The organism is Glaciimonas sp. GG7, assembly GCF_052976905.1.
In genome coordinates, this window is record NZ_JBRIIQ010000020.1 from 29,439 (window position 1) to 55,838 (window position 26,400).

General features: G+C 51.1%; 22 protein-coding genes. 11 read left to right on the forward strand and 11 right to left on the reverse strand.

Going from position 1 to position 26,400, the window contains the following annotated elements; all coding sequences use genetic code 11:
• Positions 1-34: 34 nt before the first annotated feature.
• The gene (locus ACVBEF_RS07270; RefSeq protein WP_447123271.1) at positions 35-1,027 is read right to left on the reverse strand and encodes a tyrosine-type recombinase/integrase; all 993 of its coding nucleotides are present in this window, start codon (positions 1,025-1,027) and stop codon (positions 35-37) included.
• Positions 1,028-1,255: 228 nt separating this feature from the next.
• Between ACVBEF_RS07270 and ACVBEF_RS07275 the strand changes: the two genes are divergently transcribed.
• The 3 genes from ACVBEF_RS07275 (at position 1,256) to ACVBEF_RS07285 (ending at position 3,671) form a co-directional block, all read left to right on the forward strand.
• Positions 1,256-2,329, forward strand: coding sequence for a DNA-binding protein (locus ACVBEF_RS07275; protein WP_447123272.1), 1,074 nt, complete (start codon positions 1,256-1,258; stop codon positions 2,327-2,329).
• A 188-nt stretch (positions 2,330-2,517) separates the two neighbouring features.
• On the forward strand, positions 2,518-2,751 hold the full coding sequence (locus tag ACVBEF_RS07280; RefSeq protein ID WP_447123273.1) for a hypothetical protein: 234 nt from the start codon (positions 2,518-2,520) through the stop codon (positions 2,749-2,751).
• A gap of 278 nt (positions 2,752-3,029) precedes the next feature.
• Positions 3,030-3,671, forward strand: a complete 642-nt coding sequence (locus ACVBEF_RS07285) for a glutathione S-transferase family protein (protein ID WP_447123274.1) — start codon at positions 3,030-3,032, stop codon at positions 3,669-3,671.
• Positions 3,672-3,690: 19 nt separating this feature from the next.
• On the opposite strand, the gene ACVBEF_RS07290 is transcribed toward ACVBEF_RS07285, so the two are convergent.
• A complete protein-coding gene (locus ACVBEF_RS07290; RefSeq protein WP_447123275.1) occupies positions 3,691-4,392 on the reverse strand; it encodes an SDR family NAD(P)-dependent oxidoreductase in 702 nt (233 codons plus the stop codon).
• A 290-nt stretch (positions 4,393-4,682) separates the two neighbouring features.
• On the opposite strand from ACVBEF_RS07290, the gene ACVBEF_RS07295 reads away from it, so the two are divergent.
• The 5 genes from ACVBEF_RS07295 to ACVBEF_RS07315 all read left to right on the forward strand — a co-directional run bounded on the left by ACVBEF_RS07295 (position 4,683) and on the right by ACVBEF_RS07315 (position 13,491).
• Positions 4,683-8,534 (forward strand): beta-ketoacyl synthase N-terminal-like domain-containing protein, encoded by a 3,852-nt coding sequence (locus ACVBEF_RS07295; protein ID WP_447123276.1) that lies wholly within the window; start codon positions 4,683-4,685, stop codon positions 8,532-8,534.
• The gene (locus ACVBEF_RS07300) at positions 8,420-11,119 is read left to right on the forward strand and encodes an SAM-dependent methyltransferase (protein WP_447123277.1); all 2,700 of its coding nucleotides are present in this window, start codon (positions 8,420-8,422) and stop codon (positions 11,117-11,119) included. Before ACVBEF_RS07295 ends, ACVBEF_RS07300 begins: the two co-directional genes overlap by 115 nt.
• Positions 11,120-11,154: 35 nt before the next feature.
• Complete coding sequence (locus tag ACVBEF_RS07305; RefSeq protein WP_447123278.1) at positions 11,155-11,904, forward strand: thioesterase II family protein; 750 nt, start codon at positions 11,155-11,157, stop codon at positions 11,902-11,904.
• Positions 11,905-11,952: 48 nt separating this feature from the next.
• Entirely contained in the window at positions 11,953-12,570 is a 618-nt protein-coding gene (locus ACVBEF_RS07310; RefSeq protein WP_447123279.1) for a hypothetical protein, read from the forward strand.
• Positions 12,571-12,693: 123 nt separating this feature from the next.
• Positions 12,694-13,491, forward strand: coding sequence for a 4'-phosphopantetheinyl transferase family protein (locus tag ACVBEF_RS07315; RefSeq protein ID WP_447123280.1), 798 nt, complete (start codon positions 12,694-12,696; stop codon positions 13,489-13,491).
• A gap of 72 nt (positions 13,492-13,563) precedes the next feature.
• Here ACVBEF_RS07315 and ACVBEF_RS07320 read toward each other — a convergent pair whose 3' ends face one another.
• Entirely contained in the window at positions 13,564-13,950 is a 387-nt protein-coding gene (locus ACVBEF_RS07320) for an RcnB family protein (RefSeq protein ID WP_447123281.1), read from the reverse strand.
• A 326-nt stretch (positions 13,951-14,276) separates the two neighbouring features.
• On the opposite strand from ACVBEF_RS07320, the gene ACVBEF_RS07325 reads away from it, so the two are divergent.
• On the forward strand, positions 14,277-14,858 hold the full coding sequence (locus ACVBEF_RS07325; RefSeq protein ID WP_447123282.1) for a hypothetical protein: 582 nt from the start codon (positions 14,277-14,279) through the stop codon (positions 14,856-14,858).
• 287 nt (positions 14,859-15,145) lie between these two features.
• Here the strand turns inward: ACVBEF_RS07325 and ACVBEF_RS07330 are convergent, their stop codons facing one another.
• The 3 genes from ACVBEF_RS07330 to ACVBEF_RS07340 are packed head-to-tail and all read right to left on the reverse strand — an operon-like array spanning position 15,146 to position 18,394.
• The gene (locus ACVBEF_RS07330) at positions 15,146-16,171 is read right to left on the reverse strand and encodes a class I fructose-bisphosphate aldolase (RefSeq protein WP_447123283.1); all 1,026 of its coding nucleotides are present in this window, start codon (positions 16,169-16,171) and stop codon (positions 15,146-15,148) included.
• 52 nt (positions 16,172-16,223) lie between these two features.
• Positions 16,224-16,991 carry a slipin family protein gene (locus ACVBEF_RS07335; RefSeq protein WP_447123294.1) on the reverse strand — a complete coding sequence of 256 codons (768 nt, stop codon included), beginning with the start codon at positions 16,989-16,991 and terminating at the stop codon, positions 16,224-16,226.
• Between the two features lie 5 nt (positions 16,992-16,996).
• Positions 16,997-18,394, reverse strand: a complete 1,398-nt coding sequence (locus tag ACVBEF_RS07340; RefSeq protein WP_447123284.1) for an NfeD family protein — start codon at positions 18,392-18,394, stop codon at positions 16,997-16,999.
• Between the two features lie 208 nt (positions 18,395-18,602).
• On the opposite strand from ACVBEF_RS07340, the gene ACVBEF_RS07345 reads away from it, so the two are divergent.
• Entirely contained in the window at positions 18,603-18,860 is a 258-nt protein-coding gene (locus tag ACVBEF_RS07345; protein ID WP_447123285.1) for a type II toxin-antitoxin system Phd/YefM family antitoxin, read from the forward strand.
• Positions 18,861-19,060: 200 nt separating this feature from the next.
• On the opposite strand, the gene lipA is transcribed toward ACVBEF_RS07345, so the two are convergent.
• The 5 genes from lipA to ACVBEF_RS07370 form a co-directional block, all read right to left on the reverse strand.
• Positions 19,061-20,032 carry a lipoyl synthase gene (gene lipA / locus ACVBEF_RS07350; protein WP_447123286.1) on the reverse strand — a complete coding sequence of 324 codons (972 nt, stop codon included), beginning with the start codon at positions 20,030-20,032 and terminating at the stop codon, positions 19,061-19,063.
• A gap of 18 nt (positions 20,033-20,050) precedes the next feature.
• Positions 20,051-21,169, reverse strand: a complete 1,119-nt coding sequence (gcvT, locus tag ACVBEF_RS07355; RefSeq protein ID WP_447123287.1) for a glycine cleavage system aminomethyltransferase GcvT — start codon at positions 21,167-21,169, stop codon at positions 20,051-20,053.
• Positions 21,170-21,194: 25 nt separating this feature from the next.
• The gene (gene gcvP, locus ACVBEF_RS07360; RefSeq protein ID WP_447123288.1) at positions 21,195-24,116 is read right to left on the reverse strand and encodes an aminomethyl-transferring glycine dehydrogenase; all 2,922 of its coding nucleotides are present in this window, start codon (positions 24,114-24,116) and stop codon (positions 21,195-21,197) included.
• 71 nt (positions 24,117-24,187) lie between these two features.
• Positions 24,188-24,568 (reverse strand): glycine cleavage system protein GcvH, encoded by a 381-nt coding sequence (gene gcvH / locus ACVBEF_RS07365; RefSeq protein ID WP_447123289.1) that lies wholly within the window; start codon positions 24,566-24,568, stop codon positions 24,188-24,190.
• Positions 24,569-24,890: 322 nt separating this feature from the next.
• Entirely contained in the window at positions 24,891-25,679 is a 789-nt protein-coding gene (locus ACVBEF_RS07370; protein ID WP_447123290.1) for a hypothetical protein, read from the reverse strand.
• 312 nt (positions 25,680-25,991) lie between these two features.
• Here ACVBEF_RS07370 and ACVBEF_RS07375 point away from each other — a divergent pair.
• Positions 25,992-26,400, forward strand: a 409-nt coding sequence (locus ACVBEF_RS07375; RefSeq protein WP_447123291.1) for a hypothetical protein, incomplete at its 3' end; no start/stop codon positions are given.

Here is a 26,400-nt window from a genome sequence, read left to right on the forward strand (position 1 = left end):
TTAGCCGACTCAATACATCGCAAACAGTCGTACCCTACTTCAATTTACGCAATAAATGCCCCGCTGCATTCTCATCAAAACGCCCCGCCTCTTCGATATAGCCCTGTACCGTTCCATCATGCCGCCAGCCGCCCTGGCGCTTAATATCCTGAAAGCGCGCACCCGCTCGATAGGCGCTGGTCGCCAATCCGCGCCGCAAGCTATGGCTACTGAGTTGGGACGAATACGGCAAACCCGCCAAAGTTGCAGCAGCGATCAAAATGCTATTCAGACTGGCCTCATGCATCGCATCATCTGAAATGTCACCCCATTTGGTGATGCCTTTAAATACCGCTCCGGACGTAATATCGCCAGCCCTCAACCACGCGCGCAACGCGCTCGGCGGACAGCAAGTTTGATCCCCGAAGGGAATCGCTTTAGTCATTCCCTCCCCTTTCTGATCTGTCTTGGAGCGCGGCAGCGTCAGCAACACCCCTTCCGGCTCCCAGGCAATATGCTCGACCTGCAGCCGCACTACCTCACTGCGCCGGTATGCCCCGAAATAAGCAATTTGCAGCAAGGCACTGTCGCGGATCGCTTTCAATGTCCCGACTTGCTGCAACGCCAACACAATGATCGCCATATCCTCTACCGGCAATGCCTTTGCTTTGACAGGCGGCTGGCCATTCTTGCGTTGAATCCCCAGCAATGTTTTGCGTACAGTCGGCGTCGTCGCCGGATCAGGAAAGTTTTGCTGAATATGCCATTGCGACATCGCCGTCAAACGTAACGCCAACGTACGGGGATTGAGCAATTCGGAATACGTCAGCAAGTAACGCAAAACGATCGTCTCGTCCGCAGGCAAAACACCACCCCATTCCAAATAGTGACGAATCGCCGAGCGATAGGTGCGACGCGTGTTGTCCGACGTTGCAGCCGCCAGAAACTCTCGGTGTTGCTGTTGCCACAACTCTACGGATGTAGCGCCAGAAGCCACTTCATCAGCGAGTGGATGATCCCTCTGATCACGGGGAACACGAATCTGCATATAGCCCATCTTTTATTAAATTGATTAGCATCGAGAGCGATCAAGAATGGCTCATTTCGCCTTGAATCGTCCCTGTAATGGACGTTACACAGCGATATCGAACTATCCGAAGCATAACATTCGATAACATACATTATCGCAGGTTATAAATAGAAATATTCAGTTATTAAAAATATCAAATATAAGGTAATATTACATATTACGTAATATGATATTTTAGGATTAAAAATGGGAAGAATTGGTATCTTGTACAGCGATGTTACAAATGCAGCCGCCAAATTGGTCGCTGAGGGCAAAAATCCGACTGTCGATAGCGTGCGCCAGGAGTTAGGCAGCACCGGTAGCAAAAGCACCATCGCGCCACTTCTAAAGCGATGGCGGGTGGAGTATCAGGAAAATATAGGGAGTGTGGATGTTGGGATTCCAACAACCCTGATCGATGCGATGAAAGTCGTGTATGAAAATCTGCAAGTCGATGTCGAGCAAAGAATCTTGCAAGCGCAAGAGGCGCATCAAAACGAACTCAACAGCATGGCCGAAACCTTACAACGTCATCACGAAGAAAACGTCATTGCTGCGCACACTAATGCGCAATTGACGGAAGAGGCCGAACGCGCGCAGCAGGTGTTCGAGCAATTACGCGCCGAGCAACGTGCACTGAACTTAACGATCGCTACGGCTCAGGCTGAAAATACCGGCTTGCAACATCGGCTAACGGATCGCGCATCGGAAATTGCAACCATCAACCAACAACTCGCCTACGCCCGTACGCAGTTCGAGCACTATCAAGAAGCCAGCACGACACAACGCGCTCAAGAGCGGAGAGAATTTGAGCAACGATTGATCCGCACAGAGCAAGAATTGGCAACCAGCCGACGCCAATGCAGCGATCAGCAATCCGTATTAATCCAGCAAAAAACGCAATTAGAAACGCAGCTAGCCCAACTCCCTGCACTACGCCAGGAAATACAACAGCTACAAGAAACCCGCCATCTTGAACGCCAGCAAGCCGCGCTTCTAAGCAATGAACATAGCCAACTGACCTATCAAGTGCAACAGTTGACAGCCGATCGCACCGAACTAAAACAAGCGCTAGACGCAACCCAACAAACGCTGCATGAAACACGCACACGGTATGCCGTGGAAGAAAAGGAAAAATCGATGCTGACAGAGCAGATCGCTGAAGCGGAAGTCAAATTAGATCGACTACGCGAAGAGAAAAGTAGTTTGCTGCAAGAAAGGGCTGCATTGCAAGCGCAGGGATTGACGGCAACACCATCGATTGCAGTCGCGCCGACGTGATGAATACGTTACATCAATGCATCCTCACGTTCATGCAACAACAGCTTGAAAATCAATTTATATCATCTAAGATTATCAAAAGACCATGACAAAATACGTGGGCTGCGAAGTCGGGATAGGCTTACTTTTATACGTAAATATATATAAGTAAACCGTTAAACATACCTTAACCATTTGATGGAGTTCATATGTTAATCAAACGTGTATTGATCACTGCGGCTATCGCCAGCACGATCCTGAGTGGGTGCAAGAAAGTTGAAGAATCCCCGCCGCCTGTGACACAAGAAGCACCGACACCAGCATCACCAACCGTCATAGTCACACCTCCGGCGGCTACACCACCAAATACGATGGCGCCTCCAACCTCAGCACCTTACACGACAGCCCCAGCTAGTAGTGCCAGCGGAAGTGCCTCACAATAAGGACTGTGATGTCTGCGCAATATTCCCCTTATGGCGGAATATTGCTGCAGTGCATAGGGTTTGAATGCGTCAATTTTAGTTTGACTTTCCGGGATTCCAGGCATTTTTCCAATCCGACATCTTGCCGATGTCCGCCGAGCAATGGCGTCAACAACAGCGCAACACGAACGTTACCAAAATATCCATATATTGCATAATGCAATTATCGCAATATGCGCAAATTCTTGTCAAATTCGAGAAGCTAGTACACTCAACGATTTCAACAAGGATCTAAAAAAATGCTAACCATTCACCATCTCGGCAAATCACAATCAGAACGGATCATCTGGCTCTGCGAAGAACTTGGCATCCCCTACGCCCTGAAACACTACGTTCGCGATCCTGTCACCATGCTTTCCCCGCCAGAACTCAAGGCGCTTCACCCATTGGGCGCAGCACCCGTGATCACTGACGGCGATCTCGTTCTCGCCGAGTCGGGCGCTATCATGGAATACATCATCGCAAAACACGGCGGCGGTCGTCTGGCGCTCAGCTCTACACATCCAGAATTTGCGCAATACCTCTACTGGCTCCACTTCGCAAACGCCAATCTACAACCGAATATGGGGCGCAACATGCTCATGCGTCGGCTCAATCTGGCGGCTGATAATCCGACTCTGGTGGGAACCAAAGGCCGCTTAGATCTGGTACTGAATTTAATCGAAGCCCGGCTCGGCGAGGCGCAATTTTTGGCCGGTCAGGAATTCACATCAGCCGATATCATGATGGTCTTTTCGCTCACGACCATGCGCTACTTCATGCCGCTCGATCTCGCACCGTATACGCATATCAAAGCCTACCTTGGTCGGATTAGCCAGCGCGAGCAATACCAAAGGGCGATGCACAAAGGCGACCCTGGCATGCCGCTGCTGTTGACTTGATACCCAGCAACCAATTCCGCTACCAGGGCAGCCTGTCACCGTTGTAGGAGACAAATTGCCCGGTATCGGCCGCAGTCAGTTGATCGATGACAGCCAGCATATCTCTGGCGGCAGCTTCCGGCGTGCGGCCAATCTGCGCGCCGCGAAAAGGCTCAGATAGTCGTGAATTGACAGTACCGGGATGCAACGCGATCAAGACCGCGTTTGGTTTGGTTCTTTTGATTTCGATAGCAGCGGTTTTGACGAACATGTTCAACGCCGCTTTGGAGGCGCGGTAGCTGTACCACCCTCCCAGACGGTTATCTTCAATACTTCCCACCTTGGCAGAGAGCATCACCATCACACCTCTCTCGCTGTCCAACAACTTCGAGAAATGCCGGATGATCATTGCAGGTCCAAAAGCATTGGCCTGAAACGTCGCCATCATTTGGCTGTATTGCACATCTGCGAGCTTTTTTTCCGGCATAAATTGCGCACTGTGCAGCACGCCTGATGCATTGATAATCAAATTGAATGGGCCTTTACTGGCAAGCTTTTCAGCAGCCTCGACAATGCTGCCCTCCTGATCAAAATCGATCGGCGGTTGCGAATGCCGATGAAGCGACGCTATCAGAGCGCAACGTCCACTCGACGCCAGCACCTCCACGAACGCCGAACCAATCGCTCCAGAGCCTCCAATGATCAAGACTTTACATTGCTGTGGGAAAGAAATTAATTCCATGCCAGTCCCAGACGTCCACACCGGGCGGAGGATGTAAATAAAAATTCAGCGATCAGAGAATATTTTTTATTCGTCATAACAATCTCAAGTGGGAATACAGAGGGGAGCGTGTGTTTACTTAATGGGAAAGATACTACGCTCTTTAAAAATAAAATTTCAGTCCATCGGAGACCGAATAGTTGCACTAATAAAGTTTCTTTATTGCAATTACCAACAGATTAAACTCGCATCAAAATGCAGAAATTTCTTATTCCAAAACTCTCTTTCAACTATCAACTATTCGATTGGACATGCTTATGCCATCTGAGCAGAACCCACATAGCTTCCAAAATCTCGCATCGCTATTGCAAAGTCGTACGTCTGTCACGCCGAAGAAGGTTATTTACTCTTTCTTACGCGATGCCGACAAGATTGACACCACGATCACTTATGCAGAATTACAAAAGCAAGTGTGTTCTGTCAGCGCGTATCTGACGACAAACACTGAACCGGCAGGCCGAGTCGCCTTATTGTTTCCGCAATGTCCTGAGTTTGTTTATGCATTTTGGGGATGCGTCTGTGCTGGCCGAATAGCTGTTCCGCTAACGCCCCCGCGCCTTTCACGGTTGCAGGAAACCCTGGAGAAAATCAAGGACATCATTGCATCGGCAACACCACACATCATCTTTACCACCCGCGCAATAAAACAAGCCGTGCAGTCTTTAACGCATGAGCAACAGATACTTTCACATCTCACATGGTGTGCGGTTGAGGACATCGCATCCGATACAACAGATTTTTCTGTCGTTGGTATCCGCGACGATATCGCCATGCTGCAATACACATCCGGCTCCACATCCGCCCCCAAAGGCGTGATGCTCACGCATGGCAACTTACTGTCGAACATGGATTACTTCGAGCAAGGGATGGTGCACGCTCCTGACGCAAAAATACTCACCTGGCTGCCACCGTTTCATGATCTTGGATTGATCTACGGGCTACTCACGCCGGTGTATGCAGACGTCAGTTGCTATGTGATGCCGGGGCCGGTTTTCGCACAGCAACCGGCACGTTGGATCGAGGCCATCAGCCATTTCCGCATCACCCACACTGCAGCACCTAATTTCGCCTATGACAGCGCCCGTAAAAGCGTCTCCGATAGCCAATTATCGCTGCTCGACCTCTCATGCTGGGTCAGTGCGCTCAACGGCGGCGAACCCGTACGAGCGAAAACGATGGCGGACTTTACCGAGCGCTTTACGCCCGTTGGCTTCGACAAATGTGTATTCAATCCGTGCTGGGGTCTTGCTGAGGCAAGCTGTATTGTGACGGCGACACATCACGGTAGTACGACACCCTCACGCAACGGACGGCAAAGCCCGCAAGTTGTCTATGTAGACAGTCCGGCATTATCCGATGGAAAAATTGTGTATTGCGATCCGCATACAGCACATGCCATCGCACTCTGTAGTTCGGGCTCTGCATTGGCCGATACGACGCTGGCCATCGTCGAGCCGCACAGTAATACCATCGCGACACCGGATACGGTCGGAGAAATTTGGGTTGCAAATCACGCAGTCGCGCTCGGGTACTGGCACCAGGCCGAAAAAACAGCCGAGATTTTTGGGTTCAATATTGCGCAAGAGGCCCCATCCCGCAGCTATATGCGCACCGGCGACCTCGGTTTTTTGCATGACGGACAGTTATTCGTCACCGGGCGCATCAAAGACATTCTCATCATCAGAGGCCAGTGCCATTACCCCCAGGATATTGAAAGCACTCTTGAAGCCGCGCATCCCGAAATACGTCAGGGTTCAGCTATCGTATTTGCAGTTCAGGCCAACGAACGAGAAGCCGTCGCAGCCATTATCGAGGTATCAAGACACTTTAAACGCAGCCAGAACAGCGATGAAATTTTTGCGGTTCTGCGTAAAGTCGTTGCCGAAAACTGCGGCCTGCAATTGGAAGCAATCATCCTGATTGCGCCCGGAACGTTACCAAGAACCACCAGCGGAAAGGTCCAACGCGCGCGCGCAAGACAGCAGTTTCTTACCGGGTCCCTCGCGGTCAAAGCCCAATGGATCGGGCCGGAGTTGGCACGAACGCTAGATGCTGCCGAATCCAAAACGCCGGTTGCAGCGAATGCTATCAATCCCGATGAGCCCACGGATGAAAAGCCTATTCGACTATGGTTGATATCCTGGATCGCCAACATTAGTGGACTAGACCCCTCCGCAATCCACGACCACCTGCCCTTAAGCGGCTATGGGCTTGATTCCATCACCGTGGTCATGCTCAGTGGCGAAATAGCCCATCGATTCAGCCTGCCCGATCTGCCACCAGGTACTGCCTATGACTATCCAACGGTCATGGCATTAGCTGAGCATATTGCTCTCCTTATCAGCACAATGCGCACATCGACTAACGACCGCCCAATGTCAACCCAACCGGAAGCAGACAACGAAAATATTGCGATCATCGGTATGGCCTGCCGCGTTCCTGGCGCAGCTGACCTTTCCAGTTATTGGACGCTCATCAAGTCCGGTGCATGCACGGTGGGGACAATGCCACCTGAGCGACAAGCACTGTTACAGCGTTTGGGATGCAATCCCGGCAATGATACTGACGGCCGCACGTATGGCGGCTACCTCGACGATATCGACAAGTTTGATCCCGCCTTCTTCAACATCTCTCCGCGTGAAGCTGAACAAATAGATCCGCAACAGCGTTTGCTATTACAAACCACCTGGCATGCCATCGAACACGCAGGACTCACGCGCGAGATGATTGACGGTTCCCGTACCGGTGTTTTTGTCGCGCTCTGCTCGACTGACTACGCAACCTTGTGCGCGCATCAAGGCATCCCTCTGGACGGTCATGCAGGCGCAGGACTGGCAACCAGTATTGCTGCGAGCCGAATATCGTATTGCTTCAATCTGCGCGGCCCAAGTCTGGTCATCGATACCGCTTGCTCGTCCTCTCTGGTGGCAATACACCAAGCGGTACAAAGTCTGGACCGCGGTGATTGCGACATGGCCGTTGTCGCTGGCGTCAATCTCATCCTCAGCCCGCTCTTTAGCAATCTGTTCAAAAAAGCGGGCATGTTATCGCCCACTGGGAAATGTCATAGCTTCGATACGGCAGCCGATGGCTATGTCCGCAGCGAAGGCGTGGCGGCGGTCATTCTCACCCGTGCTGAGATTGCCCGCCTGCGCCAAAGTCGGGTATTGGCCTCGATTACAGGAACGGCGATTAATCAGGATGGCCGCAGCTTCGGCTTGACTGCACCTAACGGCGAAGCACAGCGCGACGTCATGCGCGCAGCCTTAGCCCATGCAGGTATTTCTGCCGACGCAGTCAGTTATGTCGAGGCGCATGGTACCGGGACGGTGCTTGGTGACGCCATCGAATATAGTGCGCTTGCCGATGTATATGGCAGCCAACGCGACATCCCGTGCCGAGTCGGTGCGGTGAAAGCCAACATTGGCCATCTCGAAGCCACAGCAGGCCTTGCCAGCTTGATCAAAGTTGTGCTCTGTTTGCGTGAGCAATTGGCCCCGCCGATTGCCGGATTGCGAGCCCTCAATCCCATTTTCCCGGATGCCAAGGGACTCAAATTTACGTCCGGGTCGTCAGAATATGTTGCCATGGAGTATGGCGGCATGACCTCCATGGGCTTTGGCGGCACCAACGCCCACGTGATTTTGCAACGGGCCAGAACGCCTGATATATCCGACATGTCCTTCTTCACCAATGGCCCTCGCGTACTACCACTAGCCGCCGCATCAGCCGAGGCCCTTAACGCTTTGCGCAAGGCCTGCGCACAACGCCTGAAATCAAATCCTGATCAATGGCAGGCTTTTGCCGTGGCAGCGGCCCAATATCGCTCCGCCTTACCGTATCGGGCGGCGGTGGTTGGCAGGGATGCCAGCGACATGATTGCATCCCTGTTGACCCCAATTGGCAATATTACCCCCGTGCACAGACCACCACGATTGGCATTCGTTTTTAGTGGACAAGGCATACAGCAAGCAGAAATGGGGGCGAAATGGTATGCACGCCTACCTGTTTTCAGGAAAAAATTGAGGAATGCGATGATCTTCTTAATGCACGTTGCGGGATTTCCAAAGGTGCGATCTGCGCACTTTTCAATGGCGCATTAACAGCAGACCAGGTCAACGCCAGGATCATGCATACCGCGGACGCGCAATTGATGATTGCCGTCTGTGAAATAGCGTTAGCTGCATGGCTAGCCGAATGCGGGCTGACACCAGATTGCGTCTTCGGTCACAGCCTGGGCGAATATGTCGCCGCGCACGTCGCTGGCGCATTGAGTCTGGACGACACACTCTATCTGATCCATCAACGGGGCCAGGCGATGGATGCCGCACCAGATGGCGGCATGCTGGCCGTGCGCGCATCAGCCCAGACGGTGCATGCGCTGATCGCACAATACGCTCCGGAAGTCGAACTCGCCGCCGTCAACTCACCCGAAGATGTGACTGTCACCGGCGCGTTATTGGCGCTGGAGAAGTTCAGCGCGGCGTGTCGGGATAACAGTATTCTCGCTATCCCCTTATCGGTGGCTAAGGCATTTCATTCATCGCTAATGACAGAGGCCGCAGCGCAACTGGCACAAAACGCCATGACTATTGTCAGCCATCCACCGCGTGTCCCATTGCTCGGCAATGCAGACGGAGCAAGAGTCACGGTATGCGACGCCAACCATTGGGCGCAGCACATGCGTGCTCCAGTGCAATTCAAGGCCTGTGCCGATGAAGCACTGGCCGAAGGGTACACGGTGATGATAGAACTGGGCGGCAAAGTACTCAAACCCTTCCTCGACAAGATCGCCCAGGACCAAGGCGTCAGCGTCGCAATGGCAGCAGGAGGCGAGGAATGGCATACCGCGCAAATAGTCTTTGCAGCGCTCCACACACTCGGCTTTACACTCAAATGGTCGGCAATTTATGGCGCTGAACAATCGATGCCAGACCTATTGCCCGCCTATCCGTTTGCGCTGCAATCGTATTGGCTCGATCAGGAACCGGGATGGGTTGCGCCCGTTCCTACAGCAGCTAAGGCTGCCGTCTCCGGTGCGCGACAAGATATTGGAGCAAGCGGCAATACGGAAGACAGACTGAAAATGATTCTGGGCAAAATACTAAAACTTGCGCCAGATTCACTCGATACATCACGCAGCTTTCTTGATCTTGGTGCTGACTCGTTGGTGCTCATAGAAATGTCACGCGCAATCGAAGAACAGTTTGGCGTCAAGATCACGGTGCAGCAATTGTTCGGCGAACAAAATACACTAAAAGCATTGTCTGTTTTAATCGATCAAGCTGAAAAAAAGAGCGCCCCGGCAACTACTGTCATCTCCCCTGCACCGGTTGCTCCTGTAGCCACGGCAGGTCAAACCAGAATACACATACCGCCCTCGATACCGGCTGCAAAAATAGAACCATCAACAATACCGCATCATCACGCTCATCAGGCTCACCACGCTTGGCCAACACTGTTTTATCAGCAGTTAGACACCTTCAAATCTTTGATTGATTCTCAAATTTCTTATCTCCAGCATATCGGCAGTATGGATAGCCCATCTCAACCTATCGTCGACACTGAGCAAGAGAGTCGCCCGCGTCCGCACCAGCCAGTAAGCCCGTCGCACTCTGCACCATCTTCAAAAACAGCACTCAACGACTATGCCGTCGCCGCATTTACCTACGCCCTGGCGTCACTCTGTGAATATAACGCGCTTGCACTTCCCGCAAGTGTAGATGCACTTGCCAACAAAGTTGGCGTAGTCTCGGAGCGGCTCCGACTTTGGCAACGTCTCTGTACGCATCTTGCCAGTGCAGGCGTATTGAAGATCACCAACAATATGATTGAGAGCGCTTATTTGCCCAGCCGCAATACCGCCTTCGTCGCACTCGAAACAGCATTAGAAAGATATACGGCAACCTTACCGATTGGCCTCCCGGCAACAAACTGCGCAACATTATTTATGCGCTGTGCCAGAGAGCTATCGCGCGTATTAATCGGGGATAAAACCGGAACAGAAGTATTATTTTCGGGCAATGGGATGGAAGAGGTAGCGGCCATTTATGCCTGTGCACCCGGCACTGACGGTGTGCATGCTGCTTTGGAGTCGGCGTTTAAACAGACGCTCCAAACACTCAATTCGCTAAACAATCCCACCCCCTTGCATATCTTGGAAGTCGGCGCAGGAACCGGTACTACGACGCAAAAAATACTGCCCTATTTAGCGTCATCGTCCGACAACAATAGTTCGCCGACCTATTTATTTACCGATATTTCCCCTGCTTTTATCCACCGTGCCCGCCAGACCCTAGTCGACTGGCCGTGCATGGCATTTGCAACCTTCGACCTTGAACGCGACCCTGACCAACAAGCGTTCCCGCAACGACAATTCGATTTCATTATTGCCGCCAACGTCATCCACACAACCGACGATCTTCAGACCTCACTGGATCGACTGCACCGCATGCTCACGCCAAACGGCGTGCTTCTGCTGGTGGAATGTATTGCGCAACAACCATGGCTTGATCTGGTGTTTGGTCTCACTGATGGCTGGTGGCGTTACAACGACACAACGTTACGTCAGCATGGCCCATTACTCGACGAAAAAACATGGCGTAGCGTACTGACCAAACAAGCTTGGCAGGATGTGACGATTACGACCTTTGGCGAAACCCAGGCATTAATCTATGCACGTCGCTGAACCATGTTGAGCGCTTGATTGAGAAAGAAATAGCGATGCCCAGTGCTTCCGATTATTGGTTTACGTGCTTATCGAGCAATGATGGCCGAGCCAAACCGCGTTTATTTGTATTCCCGTTCGCCGGTGGGGGGACATCGACTTATCGGCAATGGCCGGAATTATTACCGTCTGTAGAAATAGTCGCCGCGTGTCTGCCGGGACGAGAAAAACGGATCGCCGAACCACGCTTAACCGCAATGGATGCGCTCATAGCAGAATTATTACCCGCCATTGCACCACTGCTGGATCGTGATTTTTTCTTTTACGGGCACAGCATGGGCGCACTGGTGGCGTTTGAATTGACACAGGCGCTGAGACGACAAGGTTTGCGTCAACCGAAATCGCTGTTGGTCGGCGCCTGTCAATCACCCGACATCACCCCCGGCAGCCATCGCCTCAATGCGCTGCCGGATGCACAATTTATTACGGCGCTATCCGCCTATGGCGGACTGCCGGCAGGGTTTGCCGAGTCCGTAGTATTGCAGCAACTGATCCTGCCAACCTTACGTGCCGACCTGGCGATTCCTGCAAGCTACCGATACGCTGACAATCAACCGTTGGCTTGCCCCATCGTGGCATTTTGCGGCACTCATGACTTGATGGTCAGCAAGCAGAATATGCAAGGCTGGCATGACAAGACATCGGCAAGCTTCACGCTGCATACGCTACCCGGCGACCATTTTTTCTTGCATCCGCAACGTACCCGCCTGCTGGAAATCATTACCACTGCGATCAGTCCTCTGTAACCGAAGTCCATCCCAACAGCTGTACCATTCTTAACTGAAAGTGACATCATGGCCTCAAACAATCATCCGGATTTACCTGACATATTGATGCAATCCTCCGCTTTTCGTGGAAACGATATCTATCACCCTGACATGGATGGCAAGCAGCTATTACTGGATTTTTACCCCGCCAATGTCACCGAGTTAATCCAGGTCCTTTCCAATATCACTTCCGGCTTTTACGGCAACATGCTCAAACAGATCGGCCTGCTATATGGAATGGATCACATTGATCAAGTCTCTACCAATACAGTGTATGAACTTGGTAAAGCCATTGCACAACGCTGTCTGGTACAGCAACCGGATATGGAGAAAAATGCACAGGGCATTACAAAAACCTCCCTCGTCGCCATCTTTACAGGCAACCCGGAATATCAATTTGAAATTTTGGAATACACGCCCGGCAAGGTCGTCATGCTAGTCAAGGGAGTCGATCGCTATCATCGAATAGCGTTGGCAATGGGCATCGAAAAACATATTACATGGCCCGTAGTCGCTGTCTTTATTCGAGCAATCAATGATGAAATGGGACTGAACTACACGGTTGATCTGAACGTGAAGCAACTCAACGCGTCCAGTCAATGCCTATATGAGGTAACGATTAAAGAGTCGGCACCTCGACATTGACGGAGATATATTTTTAATACCGCGATTGCGCATCGGGAGGGCGCTCAAACATTTCAGGACCGTTATACTCAACGTCATCCATGTTGCAGTTACACGAATTGACGAAGTCCTGCCCTCCCCCTTATGACGCAACGCAATCTCGAACCTGATCTTCACGCTCACCGACAACGCATCGATCTATGGTGTGCATTTCCCGCCGAGATTGTTGATGCGGCGCTCCTGGAAGAATATCGCTGCATGCTCTCAGAGCAGGAGCGGCAGCACCAGCAACGCTTCTACTTCCCCAAAGACAGGCAACGTTATCTGGTCACCCGTGCATTGGTGCGCACCGTGCTATCGCGGTATGCACCGATTTCGCCTCAGCAATGGATATTTAGCACCAATGCCTATGGCAAACCGTACATTGCTAATGGCGCAGGTTTGTATGACAACCTCTCGTTCAACATCAGCCACAGCGATAACCTCATCATCATTGGCATTACACGCGATGCTGCGCTCGGATTGGACACCGAAAATAGTTGCACAAGGGGGATGTCACTCAATGTGGTTGAATACAGCTTTGCCCCTGTCGAAGTCGCTGACCTGCAAGCGCAACCGCTCGGGCTCCAACAAGAACGGTTCTTTGCCTATTGGACGCTTAAGGAGTCTTACATCAAAGCCCGGGGTATGGGTTTATCGATACCGCTGGAGCAGTTCAGCTTTCATTTCCCAAGTGAACATGCGATCGACCTGACGATTGATCCGGTACAAAATGATGACCCGGCACGCTGGCGTTTCTGGCAGTTTCGAATCGCCAGCGATTATCTGGTGGCGGTATGCGCCGAGACAATCGAGACCGTGCCGCCATTGCTGGTATTAAAACAGTCGATTCCACTCAGGTCTGAGCAGGACATCGATTATGAATTGCTAAGAAAAAAATAAATTAATACATTATTCAATGAATAGGGGGCTGCATCAGCCGATGCAGCCCCCACTGCGGTATCTACATTTATATCAATTGTTATCAAGCAAAAGCTGCAGAATAATCCCCGTACCAATCGCTGCCAACACATAATCGCCGCCTACCTGCACCCAATGGTAACCACGCGGCGGAGCGTTCAAATGATGGCCACGCCAGTCGTCAACCACATATTGCCGGTTGCGATATTCAGGTGGAAGATGGTCGCCTCTATGGAAATCACGGTTAGGACCTGCACCACGCTCTTCTCCGCGTGCTGCATTGTTATGTGCACGATACTCAAACCCTTTACGATCTGATTGTCGCCCTTCATCCCGACGCTGCATATGATCACTGTGATCGCCAGAATTTTGGCCAAAAGCAAATCCTGCTGCAGATAAAGAAATCGCCATGATGCTGGAAAAAACTATTTTTCGGTTCATGCTGGACTCCATGTAGTTGTGAAACGATTGCCTCCTTGCACAGGCTATGCATTTACGACATCAAAATTCGCTCACGGTTCATTTAATCCGGAAGCTCAACATAACCTTACGTAGCAGCCATTGAATTACTGGCGGCAGCAAGAAATCCGGTTCAGGCAAAGCCCACTAAACATGAACATTGGCTGGCATCGTTAATACCTGAACAATCCACACAAAAACTGTAGCAGTCAACTATGAACACTGACAGGATGTATTTTATGAGCAGAGTGCTATCGTTCTGCGGTGAATTTTCACATCCGACTTACAACTTGTAGAGGTAATTAATCTTGAATATTCGCATGGCATCCGGACTTGATGATGGATCAACTTATCGCTACAGCTTGACCAAAAGTGACGATGACTTAGAAATGGCAGCAGCCCTACAACGCGAAGTCTGGAGCGAAAATGGGTACGACAATATCGAAAAAATCAGCTACATCAAACACATTAAACACAGTCGTACCTTCGCCGCATTTGATGAAAATAAGTGCATCAGTTTGTGTCGGATATTCGGCACAAGCGCCGGAGTCTTGCTCCCTTTTCTGGCGTTGGAATACTACGATCAGGAAGAAAAAAACAAGATAGTTGAGCGTGTCAGACAAGGTTTCGTTGAAGAACTAGCCTCTGGTGCCACAGCCATATCTGTCAGAAAACAAGGCGTCTCTATGCGCCTGTCGCAGATGGCCTTTCAGGACGCCCATGACCGTAAAATTGAGGCCTTCGGCGTGATCACTAAACCGGATTACGTCAAAAGCGTCAATGACAAGCATGGGTTCACTTTCAAACAATTAGGTCCTACGGTGCATGAAAACGGAAACGAATACGCCCCATTTATCATAGAGTTATCAAAAAAGTCCCCGCTGAACTAGTGACAAATCTAGTGAAAAATCTCGTTACAGATCAACCAACTTCTGGTTTTACCTGAGATCATTTTGTCGACGTTATTGGATGCCGCTGTCAACTGGCATCCACCCCTCACACTCCTGGCGGAAATACGAGCGTCTTCTCCTGCGTATATTCATTAAGCCAATGCCCGCCGTATTCGCGGCCCAGCCCTGAACGTTTATAGCCACCAAGGCGATGTCTGACACTGGCAGATCACCCGATGATGCTATAGGCAAACAGTACAGCATCAGGCATGGATGTTTGTGTAAGTTTATACGTCGTCCTCCATCGCCGCCGTGTACCGCCCTTCCGCCGCAGCGCTATTGCAGCGTGCGCGCAGATAAAGAGCCTGTTGCGCAGCTTCCTTATTGGCCAGCTCTCCTCGCCATGCCTTGATTGCCGACGCTTGAAGCGCGCGACCATACGAAAAACTCAATTTCCACGGCAATGCTGACATCCTGTTCATCGCATTTAAATGCGCCGTCGCAGTAATATCGGTTTGGCCGCCCGAAAGAAAATTGATCCCGGGAACCGCTGCGGGCACCGTACGCCGCAAACAGGTCAGCGTGGCCTGTGCGATTGACTCGGGCGAAGCTTGCTCGGTACAGGTTGAACCGGGCACAACCATATTCGGCTTCAACAGCATGTATTCCAGCAGGACGCGCTGCTGGTGTAAGGCATGAAATACCGCATGCAGCACCTCTTGCGTCACACGGGCGCAAGTCGCCAGCGTATGGGTGCCGTCCATCAAAACTTCTGGCTCGACTATGGGTACGACGCCCAGACTCTGACAAATCGCGGCGTAACGTGCCAGCGCATAAGCGTTGCTGGCCATCGCCTGCGGGGTCGGGATGCCGCCCCCGATCTCGATCACCGCCCGCCACTTTGCAAAGCGCGCCCCCATTTGCTTATAGTCATTGAGGCGCAGCGCTAAGCCGTCCAGACCTTGGGTGATTTTTTCACCGGAAAAACCTGACAGAGCGACCGTCCCGCTATCGACCTTGATACCAGTGAGCATGCCTTGCGCCTTCAATACCTCCGGCAGCGGCACACCTAAGGTATTTTTCTGGTGCAGTGTTTCTTCATAGAGAATGACGCCGCTAATAAATGCGCCCACACCCGGCGTCGAAAATAACAGTTCCCGATAATCGCGCCGGGTTTCCTGTGTGGAGGCGATGCCCACGGCGGTGAAACGCTTCGCTATCGTGCCGGTGCTTTCGTCAGCGGCAAGTATGCCCTTGCCGGATACCGTGAGTTCGGCAACTGTATGTGCCAATTCTTGTGCGAATAAGGTCATCATTTCTCCATTGCTAACGGGGTGTCAGAAATCAGGGGTCTCAGAAATCACTCTACTCCGACAATCGTCCTTTTGCACTCGCCAACACAGTAAAGATATCCATCGGCACCGGGAACACAATCGTCGAGTTCTTGTCACCTGCGATGTTGGTCAGCGTCTGCAAATAACGCAGTTGCATCGCTTGCGGTTGCTGCGCCAGCATTTGCGCTGCTTGCAGGAGTTTTTCCGAGGCTTGCAATTCGCCCTCGGCGTGAATAATTTTCGCCCGCCGCTCACGTTCAGCCTCGGCCTGACGCGCAATCGCGCGGATCATGGTTTCGTTGATATCGACGTGCTTGATCTCAACCGTCGAGACTTTGATACCCCAGGCGTCGGTTTGCGAATCAAGCACTTTTTGAATATCGAGATTAAGCCGTTCACGCTCAGATAACAGTTCATCGAGCTCATGCTTGCCCAGTACCGAGCGCAGCGTGGTCTGCGCCAATTGGCTGGTCGCGTCGAAAAACCTGACGACCTGAATCACCGATTTTTCCGGGTCTACGATGCGAAAATACACCACTGCGTTTACTTTTACAGAGACGTTGTCACGCGTAATGACATCCTGCGGCGGCACATCAAAAACGACCGTACGTAAATCGACCCTGACCATTTGCTGCACGCCAGGAATGAGCAGCACCAAGCCCGGTCCTTTGACTTTCCAGAAACGTCCTAGCATAAAAATCACGCCACGTTCGTACTCGCGCATAATCCGCACCGACGCAATCAACAGCACCGCAACGATCAAAAACAGCATGCCGGTGAATCCGATACCGAATGTCATGATCATCATTCATCTCCCGTTTTCGACATCGCCACCGGCTGCACCATCAATACCAAACCGGTCCGCCCAATCACCCGTATTTTCTGGCCGTTGTGCAACGGTCCCGTGCTATTGACGCGCCAATGCTCACTATGTACCCGCGCCCAGCCTTGATAGACTGCGCCGTCGTGGTCGGTATCGCCCAGCATCACCCCCGCACTATCGAGCAACTCTTCGCTACCGCTGACAACCGGTCTGCGTCGGGATTGCAGTACCGCACCAGAGACAAAAAAAACAAATAGTGCGGTCATCATCGCCAACGACACAATCAGCGACACCGGGATCCCATAGCCCGGCAAGTCGGTATCGATGAGCATCATCGCGCCGATCCCGAAAGCCACAATGCCGCCTATCCCCACGACGCCAAAAGTCGGCAAATACATCTCAGCGACCAAAAATCCTATGCCCAAAAAAATCAGCGCCAGCCCGGCGTAATTCACCGGCAACATTTGCAGCGCAAACAAACCCAGCAACAAACAAATTGCGCCAGTCACACCGGGCAGCACAAGGCCGGGATTGGCGAATTCGAAAATCAAACCGTAGACACCGATCAGCAGCAAAATCAGCGCCGTACTCGGGTCGGTAATGATCGCCAGAAACCGCGTTCTTTCATCAAGTTGTATGACCATCATCGGCGCGCTGGCGGTATGTAACACGTGCGCACCATCGGCAGTATTGAGCTGACGACCATCGAGCTTACGCAACAGTTCAGGCACATCTTGCGCTGTCAGGTCGATCACTTTCTGCGCCAGCGCCTCATCGGCCGAAAGGCTGACCGCCTCACGCACGGCACGCTCGGCCCATACAGCATTACGGCCCCGCATTTGCGCCAACCCACGGATATAGGCGGCGGCGTCATGCATTTGTTTTCTGCGCAATGTGCTTTGGGAGTCGGCGGCTAACCCTGGCGTGGAAGCGGCTTTATCTTTCCCCACTGGCGGTGGTGGCGCAGGCGCTTGCTCCGGCATACCTATCTGTACCGGGCTGGCAGCACCCAGATTGGTGCCGGGGGCCATTGCGGCGATATGGCTGGCGTAAAGAATATACGTCCCCGCGCTGGCGGCACGTGCGCCGCCGGGAGCCACAAAACTTGCCACTGGGATCTTTGAAGCGAGGATGGTCTGAATAATCTGCCGCATCGACAAATCAAGCCCGCCCGGCGTATCGATGCGCAGCACAATTAATTGCGCGCCCTGTTGTTGCGCACGCAGAATATTGCGATCGACAAAATCTGCGCTGGCCGGACCGATCGCACCGGTGAGCGGAATCACGATGACAGGGGCAATGGGGGAAATGGGGGCAGCGTTGCCCACGCTCAGGATGAGCGTCAATCCGATACACATTCCGAGGATGATTTTCAGCATGGTTGCTTGATGCAATAGATGAAAAATTAACCTGAAATACTGATTCAATATGTTATTTAAAAGACCATTAAATTATTGCATAAATTTTAACAAATGAAAGCGCTGTTTATCAGGAAACAGACAGATTATGTCCGTCTAATCCCATTTGAATTTGATGCATTTAAAATGCATCAATACGTATTGATACATAAAATACAGAGGTGAAGTGATGCAAACGATTAGTGCTACTGACTTAGCCAGAAATACCCGTGAAATTCTGGATAAGATTGTCAGCCGCGGGGAAACCATGATGATCGAACGTAACCATACGATAGTTGCCAAAATTTTGCCTCCTGAACACACCATGACAGCACACCAGGCGCTCGCTGGATTGGGGTTATCGATACTATCGCCCGAGCAAGCCGCTGCCTGGCGCATGGATAGCAAGCAAGATTTTGATGAATCGGTGCGTGATCCATGGGCATGATTTTCGATAGCTGTATTTGGGTCGGGCTCGCAGCTGGTCAGGTAGATCGTGAAGCCGTGATCGCAGCGGCTGGTGACCTCGATAGGACTTACGCAAAATTGTTCCAGCAAGGCAGACTGACGCAGACAGTACGACGTACGGCAAGGCGGGCGTAACGCTGCTGGGGCGATTTTGCGTAAGTCCTGGTTTAGATAAAGCGGTCAAAGACCGATCCCTTCCGCCTGCCCATCCGCATGGTAAGACGACCGCACCATCGGCCCCGAAGCCACCCGCGAAAACCCCATCTTCACCCCCGCCACCCGCAACGCCTCAAACTCCGCTGGCGTGACATAACGGGCAACCGGGAGATGATGCGCACTCGGTTGTAAATATTGGCCGAGGGTCAGCATCTCGACTTGATGCGCACGTAAATCCTGCATCACCATTTCAATCTCTTCCAAGCTCTCGCCCAGGCCCAGCATCAATCCGGATTTGGTCGCCACCTGCGGATGCTGTTGCTTGAAGCGCTGCAATAATTCCAGCGAATTGCGATAGTCCGCGCCGGGGCGAGCCTCACGATACAGACGGGGAATTGTTTCCAGATTATGGTTAAACACATCCGGCGCAGACTGCCCGAGGATCGCCAGCGCGACATCGATGCGCCCCCTGAAATCAGGCGTCAGAATTTCGACCTTGATTCCCGGATTCAATCTGCGAGTCTGTTCTATGCAGGCCACAAAATGTGCCGCACCGCCATCGCGCAAATCGTCCCGATCAACCGAGGTAATGACGACGTAGCGCAGGCCCATTGCTGCAATCGTGCGCGCCAAATTGTGCGGCTCATCCAGATCAAGCGGCAATGGGCGACCGTGACCGACGTCGCAAAATGGGCAGCGTCGGGTACAGATCGCGCCCATGATCATGAAGGTTGCCGTGCCGCTTTTGAAACACTCGCCGATGTTTGGGCAATTGGCCTCTTCACAGACGGTGTGCAAATGATTCTCGCGCAGGATTTCTTTGAGGCGTAAGACTTCCCGCGTGCCGGTGAACTGGGCGCGTATCCATGCCGGTTTGCGCAGATAGTTAGCCGGTTCGGTGGGGATGATTTTGATGGGGATACGCGCCATTTTTTCTGCACCGCGCAGTTTTTCGCCGGCTTCTACGGGACGCTGGACCTGCTTTAGTTCACTCATCGCTGCTCCAATCTGTATTTATCCGCGGTAATACCGTTGCGGCGTGAACGGTGTTTTAGTCACGACAACCGCGATCGGTTTACCGCGCACGATGGCGTGCAATTGCGTACCCGGTTGAGCATGGGCAGAGGCGACATAGCCCATCGCAACCGGCGCACCGATGGTGGGGCCGAATCCGCCGCTGGTAACCCGACCGACAACTTGGCCATTGGTATCAATCAACTCAGCCCCTTCGCGCACAGGAATCCGGTCTTGCGGCAGCAAGCCAACGCGTTTGCGGGCAACGCCCTCGACCAGTTGCTGCAAGATAATCGCCGCACCCGGATAGCCGCCTGCGCGGGCTTGATTGGCACGCCGCACTTTCGATAACGCCCACGCCAGACTTGCTTCGACTGGCGTGGTGGTCGCGTCCATATCATGGCCATACAGGCAAAGCCCGGCCTCCAGCCGTAAAGAGTCCCGTGCTGCAAGGCCGATGGGTGCGACTTCCGGTTGCGCCAATAAGAGGCGTGCCAGTTTGTCTACTTGATCGTTGGGGACCGATATCTCGAAACCATCTTCACCGGTATAGCCGGAACGACTGACCGAACAATCAATACCAGCCAACGTGACGGCGGCGGTGTGCATGAAAAGCATCTGCGCGGTCTGCGGCGCAAAGCGTGCCAACACTTTGGCGGCTTGCGGTCCTTGTAGAGCTAGCAAAGCCCGCTCGCTCAACTCCTCAACTGTGCAACGGTCGGATAAGTGCTCACGCAAATGCGCCAGATCTTGCTGTTTGCAAGCGGCGTTGACGACCAACAATAAATGATCCCCGGCATTGGCAACCATCAAATCGTCGCGTATTCCACCGTCGTCATTGGTCAACACCGCGTAACGCTGGGTATGTACGGCTAAATCGAGAATATCCACGGGGACCAGACTCTCCAGCGCCGCTGCGGCATCAGCCCCGCTTAGTCGCACTTGCCCCATGTGCGAGACATCAAACAAACCAGCTTGCGAGCGGGTGTGAGCGTGCTCCTTCAATACGCCGCTCGGATATTGCAGCGGCATGTGGTAACCGGCAAACGGCACCATTTTTGCGCCCAATTCCACATGCAGGTCATAGAGCGCAGTCCGTGCGAGGGGTTGCTGATCCATAGTATTTCCTTTCGGTTCAAGATGATTATTCTGCATCCTCGTAGTCCGACATCGGCGGACAAGAACACACCAGATTACGGTCGCCATACACGTTATCGACGCGCCCCACCGGCGGCCAGTATTTGCTGGATTTTCTCAGCGCCGCCACCGGGAACACCGCTTGCTCACGCGTGTAGCCGCGATCCCATTCGCCCGTCAAATCCATCGCCGTATGCGGCGCGTGCCGCAGCGGACTGTTTTCAATCGACATACGGCCATCTTCAATGTCTTGCATTTCATGCCGAATCGCGATCATGGCAGTGCAGAAACGGTCCAACTCTTCTTTAGATTCGCTCTCGGTAGGTTCGATCATGAGCGTCCCGGCCACCGGAAACGACATCGTCGGCGCATGAAAACCGAAATCAATAAGACGTTTGGCAACGTCATCCACGGTGACGCCGGTTTTATCTTTGAGCGGACGCAAATCGATGATGCATTCATGTGCCACGATCCCACCCTTACCCGCATACAAAATCGGATAATGCGCCGCCAGACGGTGCGCAATATAGTTAGCGTTGAGGATGGCGACCTGACTGGCTTGCTTGAGACCGCGACTTCCCATCAAGGTGATATACGCCCAGCTAATCGGCAAGATATTCGCGCTGCCCCACGGTGCAGCAGACACCGGCGCGATGCCCGTCTCCAGCATGGCGTGACCGGGCAAAAACGGTGCCAAATGCGCTTTCACGCCAATCGGCCCGACACCCGGACCGCCACCACCGTGCGGAATACAAAACGTTTTGTGCAAATTCAGATGCGACACATCGCCGCCGAAATGGCCCGGTGCGCACAGGCCGACCATCGCATTCATATTCGCGCCATCGATATATACCTGCCCACCGTGCGCGTGAATGATGTCGCAGATTGCACCAATGGCCTGCTCAAACACGCCGTGCGTGGACGGATACGTAATCATCAGCGCCGCCAGATCGGCCGCATGCTGATCGGCCTTGGCTTGCAGATCGGCGACATCGACATTGCCGTTATCATCGCAACGCACGACAACGACTTTCATCCCGGCCATATGCGCCGTGGCCGGATTAGTGCCATGCGCCGAACTCGGAATCAGACACACATCGCGCTGGCCCTCGCCCCGACTCTGATGCCAGGCTCGGATTGCCAGCAGACCGGCGTATTCCCCTTGCGATCCGGCATTCGGCTGTAAGGACACCGCGTCATAGCCGGTACATACGCACAGCATTTGCTCCAACTCGCTGACCAACTGCTGATAACCCTGTGCTTGTTCTAGTGGCGCAAACGGATGCATGGCGCTGAACTCGCGCCAGGTGATCGGGATCATTTCGGTGGTGGCGTTGAGCTTCATGGTGCAAGAGCCGAGCGGAATCATGCTGCGGTCCAGCGCCAGATCCTTATCCGACAAGCTGCGCAGATAACGCAGCATTTGCGTTTCAGAATGGTGGCTGTTGAAGACGGGATGTGTCAGAAAGCGACTGGCACGCCGCAAGGTTGCGGGGATGTGATCGGTGACAGTCGCCTCAATGGCGGCGAATGCCAGTTCAATCTGGCCTGGACTGGAAAATATCCGCCACAACGCGGCGACATCGTCAGCCGTCGTGGTTTCGTCGAATGAAATGCCTACCTTGTCGGCGGCGACTATCCGCAAATTAATAGACTGCGCCCGTGCTGCCGCGTGGATCGCCTGTGTATGACCGACCGTGCGCAGCGTAATCGTGTCGAAAAAATATGGCGTCAAAACCGCAATATCGTGCTTGCCCGATACTGCTAGTTTTTTCAATCCGTACACAAACGTCGCCATCAAGCGGTGCACCCTTTGCGCAATAGTTTGCAGTCCTTGCGGCCCGTGATACACCGCGTACATGCTGGCAATATTGGCCAGCAGCACCTGCGCGGTGCAAATGTTGCTAGTGGCTTTTTCACGCCGGATATGTTGCTCGCGCGTTTGCATCGCCAGCCGATACGCAGGCTCACCGCGACTATCAATAGAGACGCCGACCACGCGCCCCGGCATCAAACGCTTATGCACATCTTTGGTCGCAAAATACGCCGCATGCGGACCGCCGTAACCGAGCGGCACGCCAAAGCGCTGGGATGATCCGATCGCCACGTCGGCACCAAACTCACCCGGCGGCGTCAGTAAAGTCAGCGCCAGCAAATCGGCCGCCACGACTACCAACGCATCCTTGCTGTGCGCGCTGGCAACCGTCTCTGCATAGTCAGCAATGTCACCGTTGAGAGTCGGGTACTGCAACAACACGCCGAAATAATCGTCGTTATTCAGTTCTGTCAGGTGATCACCCACAACGACCGTTATGCCAATCGGGACCGCCCGAGTGCGTACCACTGCGATGGTTTGGGGATAACAATCCTCCGATACAAAGAACATCTTGCTCTTGCTTTTCGACACGCGCTGGCAAAACGTCATTGCCTCTGCCGCCGCTGTTGCCTCATCCAATAATGACGCGTTAGCGATCTCCATCCCGGTCAAGTCCGACACCATCGTCTGAAAGTTAAGCAACGCCTCCAGACGGCCTTGCGATATCTCCGGCTGATACGGCGTATAGGCGGTGTACCAGGCGGGATTTTCCAGCAGATTGCGCAGAATCACGGTCGGCGTATGGCAGTCGTAATAACCCATTCCGATATACGATTTGAAGACCTGATTCTTAGTCGCAATCCTGCGTAACGCCGCCAGCGTTTCGACTTCATTGAGGGCCTCACCCAACTTCAACGGCGCGTCCGACAAAATCGCCGCCGGAATCACGTTGGTGATCAACGCATCCATCGACGCATAGCCCAGCGCGGCCAGCATGCGCTGTTGATCTGTCGCATTTGGCCCGATGTGGCGACCAACAAAGTCAGTGTGCTGTAATAAATCATCAAACGTTGGCCGTGATTGCGGCGCGATTTCAAACGGGGTATCAGCCATGATGTCCTCTCGCTGTGGGTGATTCTTCTATTCATGATAAAACCGATGTAGCCCAATGAAGGAGTTCAGCCTTAGCTCAACCCTTCAAGAAAAGCCTTGTAATCAGCCTCGTCCATCAGCCCATCGAGCTCAGCCAGATCGCTGGCCTTAAACTTAAAAAACCATCCTTCGTCTAACGGATCTTCATTAATCTTGCCCGGCTCATCAACCAATACCGGATTGATTTCTGTGATGACGCCAGCAACCGGCATCATGATTTCGCTGGCGGTCTTGACGGACTCAATGACCACCACTTCCTCTCCTTTCGACACCTGCTGTCCGACCTCCGGCAATTGCACAAACACCAGATCACCGAGGTGATCTTGCGCAAAATCGGTAATCCCGACCGTCACTACACCATCGCCCTCCATTCTTAACCATTCGTGTTCATAGGTAAATTTCGTCGTGTTCATTGCTGGCCTCCAGGGTGAAGTTGTTGTGAGCTTACTTTTACATCAGACATCAAATTGTATAAGTTTAAAGTTTTGTTTTGCAATCATTTACATAGCTTAACAGCTTGCAAATACATGTTTTTATGGCAACATATGCATAAATCAAACTATTTAAAACACTTTTATCAAAAAGCAATTCAAACCTAAAATTATAAATATTTAATTTTCACAATGAAATTGTATTTTTTATACATCCACCTATATTCAACCAAAAATAAAAAAAAGGCTGATTGCTAACAGCAACCAGCCTTTCTTTATTCAGCAATATTTTCAAACTAAAAAATTAGTTCATCATATCATTCAAAATTCTTTCTGTTTTCGCCACATCTTCAAAAGGATCGATACCACCAATTAAGGTACGTATCTTAGTCACATCTTTATCGAATTTTAACAAATCCACCTTGCAATCATCACGTTCTTTTAATATTTTTTTATATTCATTAAAATTTTCTTCCTCGGGATGTTTAAAATAATGCGTCTCATAACCCTTACCCTCAACTTTTATTACTCCCCTGGTGCATGGAAATACCTCATACGAAGGCTTAGTGATATGTCTACAGTTAGGACTCGTCATTTCTTTTACATATACTTTAATATCATCATTAGAAAAATTATCAAAAATTTCATTTAAATTTGATTGTAATTGTTCTATTTTTTCATTAATTTTTAATTTGCCATTATCTTTATTTTTTAAAATAAATTCTTTAGCAGAAATTGCAGACTGAGATCTTTCATTTAATTTAATCCTGTCAACTTGAGATTTAATTTTTATTAATTGATCACCTTTTGACGTAAACAATATATCTTTAAATGCACATTTGAATAGAGTCTTAAAAAAATTATATTTCCGCGTAGAAACAATCCCGCTCAAAGTTTCAATATCAGCGATAATTTTACTTTTGGCTCCAGAAGATAAACTAATGCAATTATTCGTTACACTTTTAACATTTCTTTTCAAATCCGTTATAACTGAAGATTTTACTTTGTTCACTTTTTGAGCCTGCATAGCAGCCGCATTGAAATCGCCAGGCAATGATATATTAATATCTACTCTTGTAACACTTCCAGTCATTTTATAACATCCTTTTATCTATTAATTAACGAACCTCATTATGATAAATAATAGAAAATTACTCCATCAAAAATTATTCATTTTTACTATTAAGCATATTAACCAGCTAAAAATGAACGCTTCTACGATCGATCCGATAGCGTAGCGAATGAGTATTTATTGAATGCTACAAATTAGCACATCAGCTATATTCGCAAATTTTTAAAACTATCAATATTAAATTTCACCATACCAAAAAACTAATATTTCATTACGCATCAACGCATAATATAAAGTCATTTTATTAATTTTTATATTCATATTAAAAACATTATGATCCCTACTAGTACATCAACAATAATTCAAACAACGTCAACAAATAGAATAGCTTCAAACACCCTACCAGGACAAATACTTCATTTTACAAGGAGGCTATTAGGAAGTATCAAAAGAGTAGGAAATGGCACGCCTCCAGAAACACGGAATTCAAAAAATAAATATGACGACTGTGTATACATTCCTCCCCATGGCCCTCATAAAAACAATAGTCAATATTACAAAAAAAATATTATTAGTGTATCTCATCCAAAAACTCAGCCAAAAAAACATTCTGACAATATTAATCCCACTACCTCAAATAATATAGTGTCAAAAATATCAACTCCTGATGATGCAATCACTCTGACGATTGAAAACAATGTATTTTTTTCACGAGATAATGACAATCAGAATACTCTGCAAC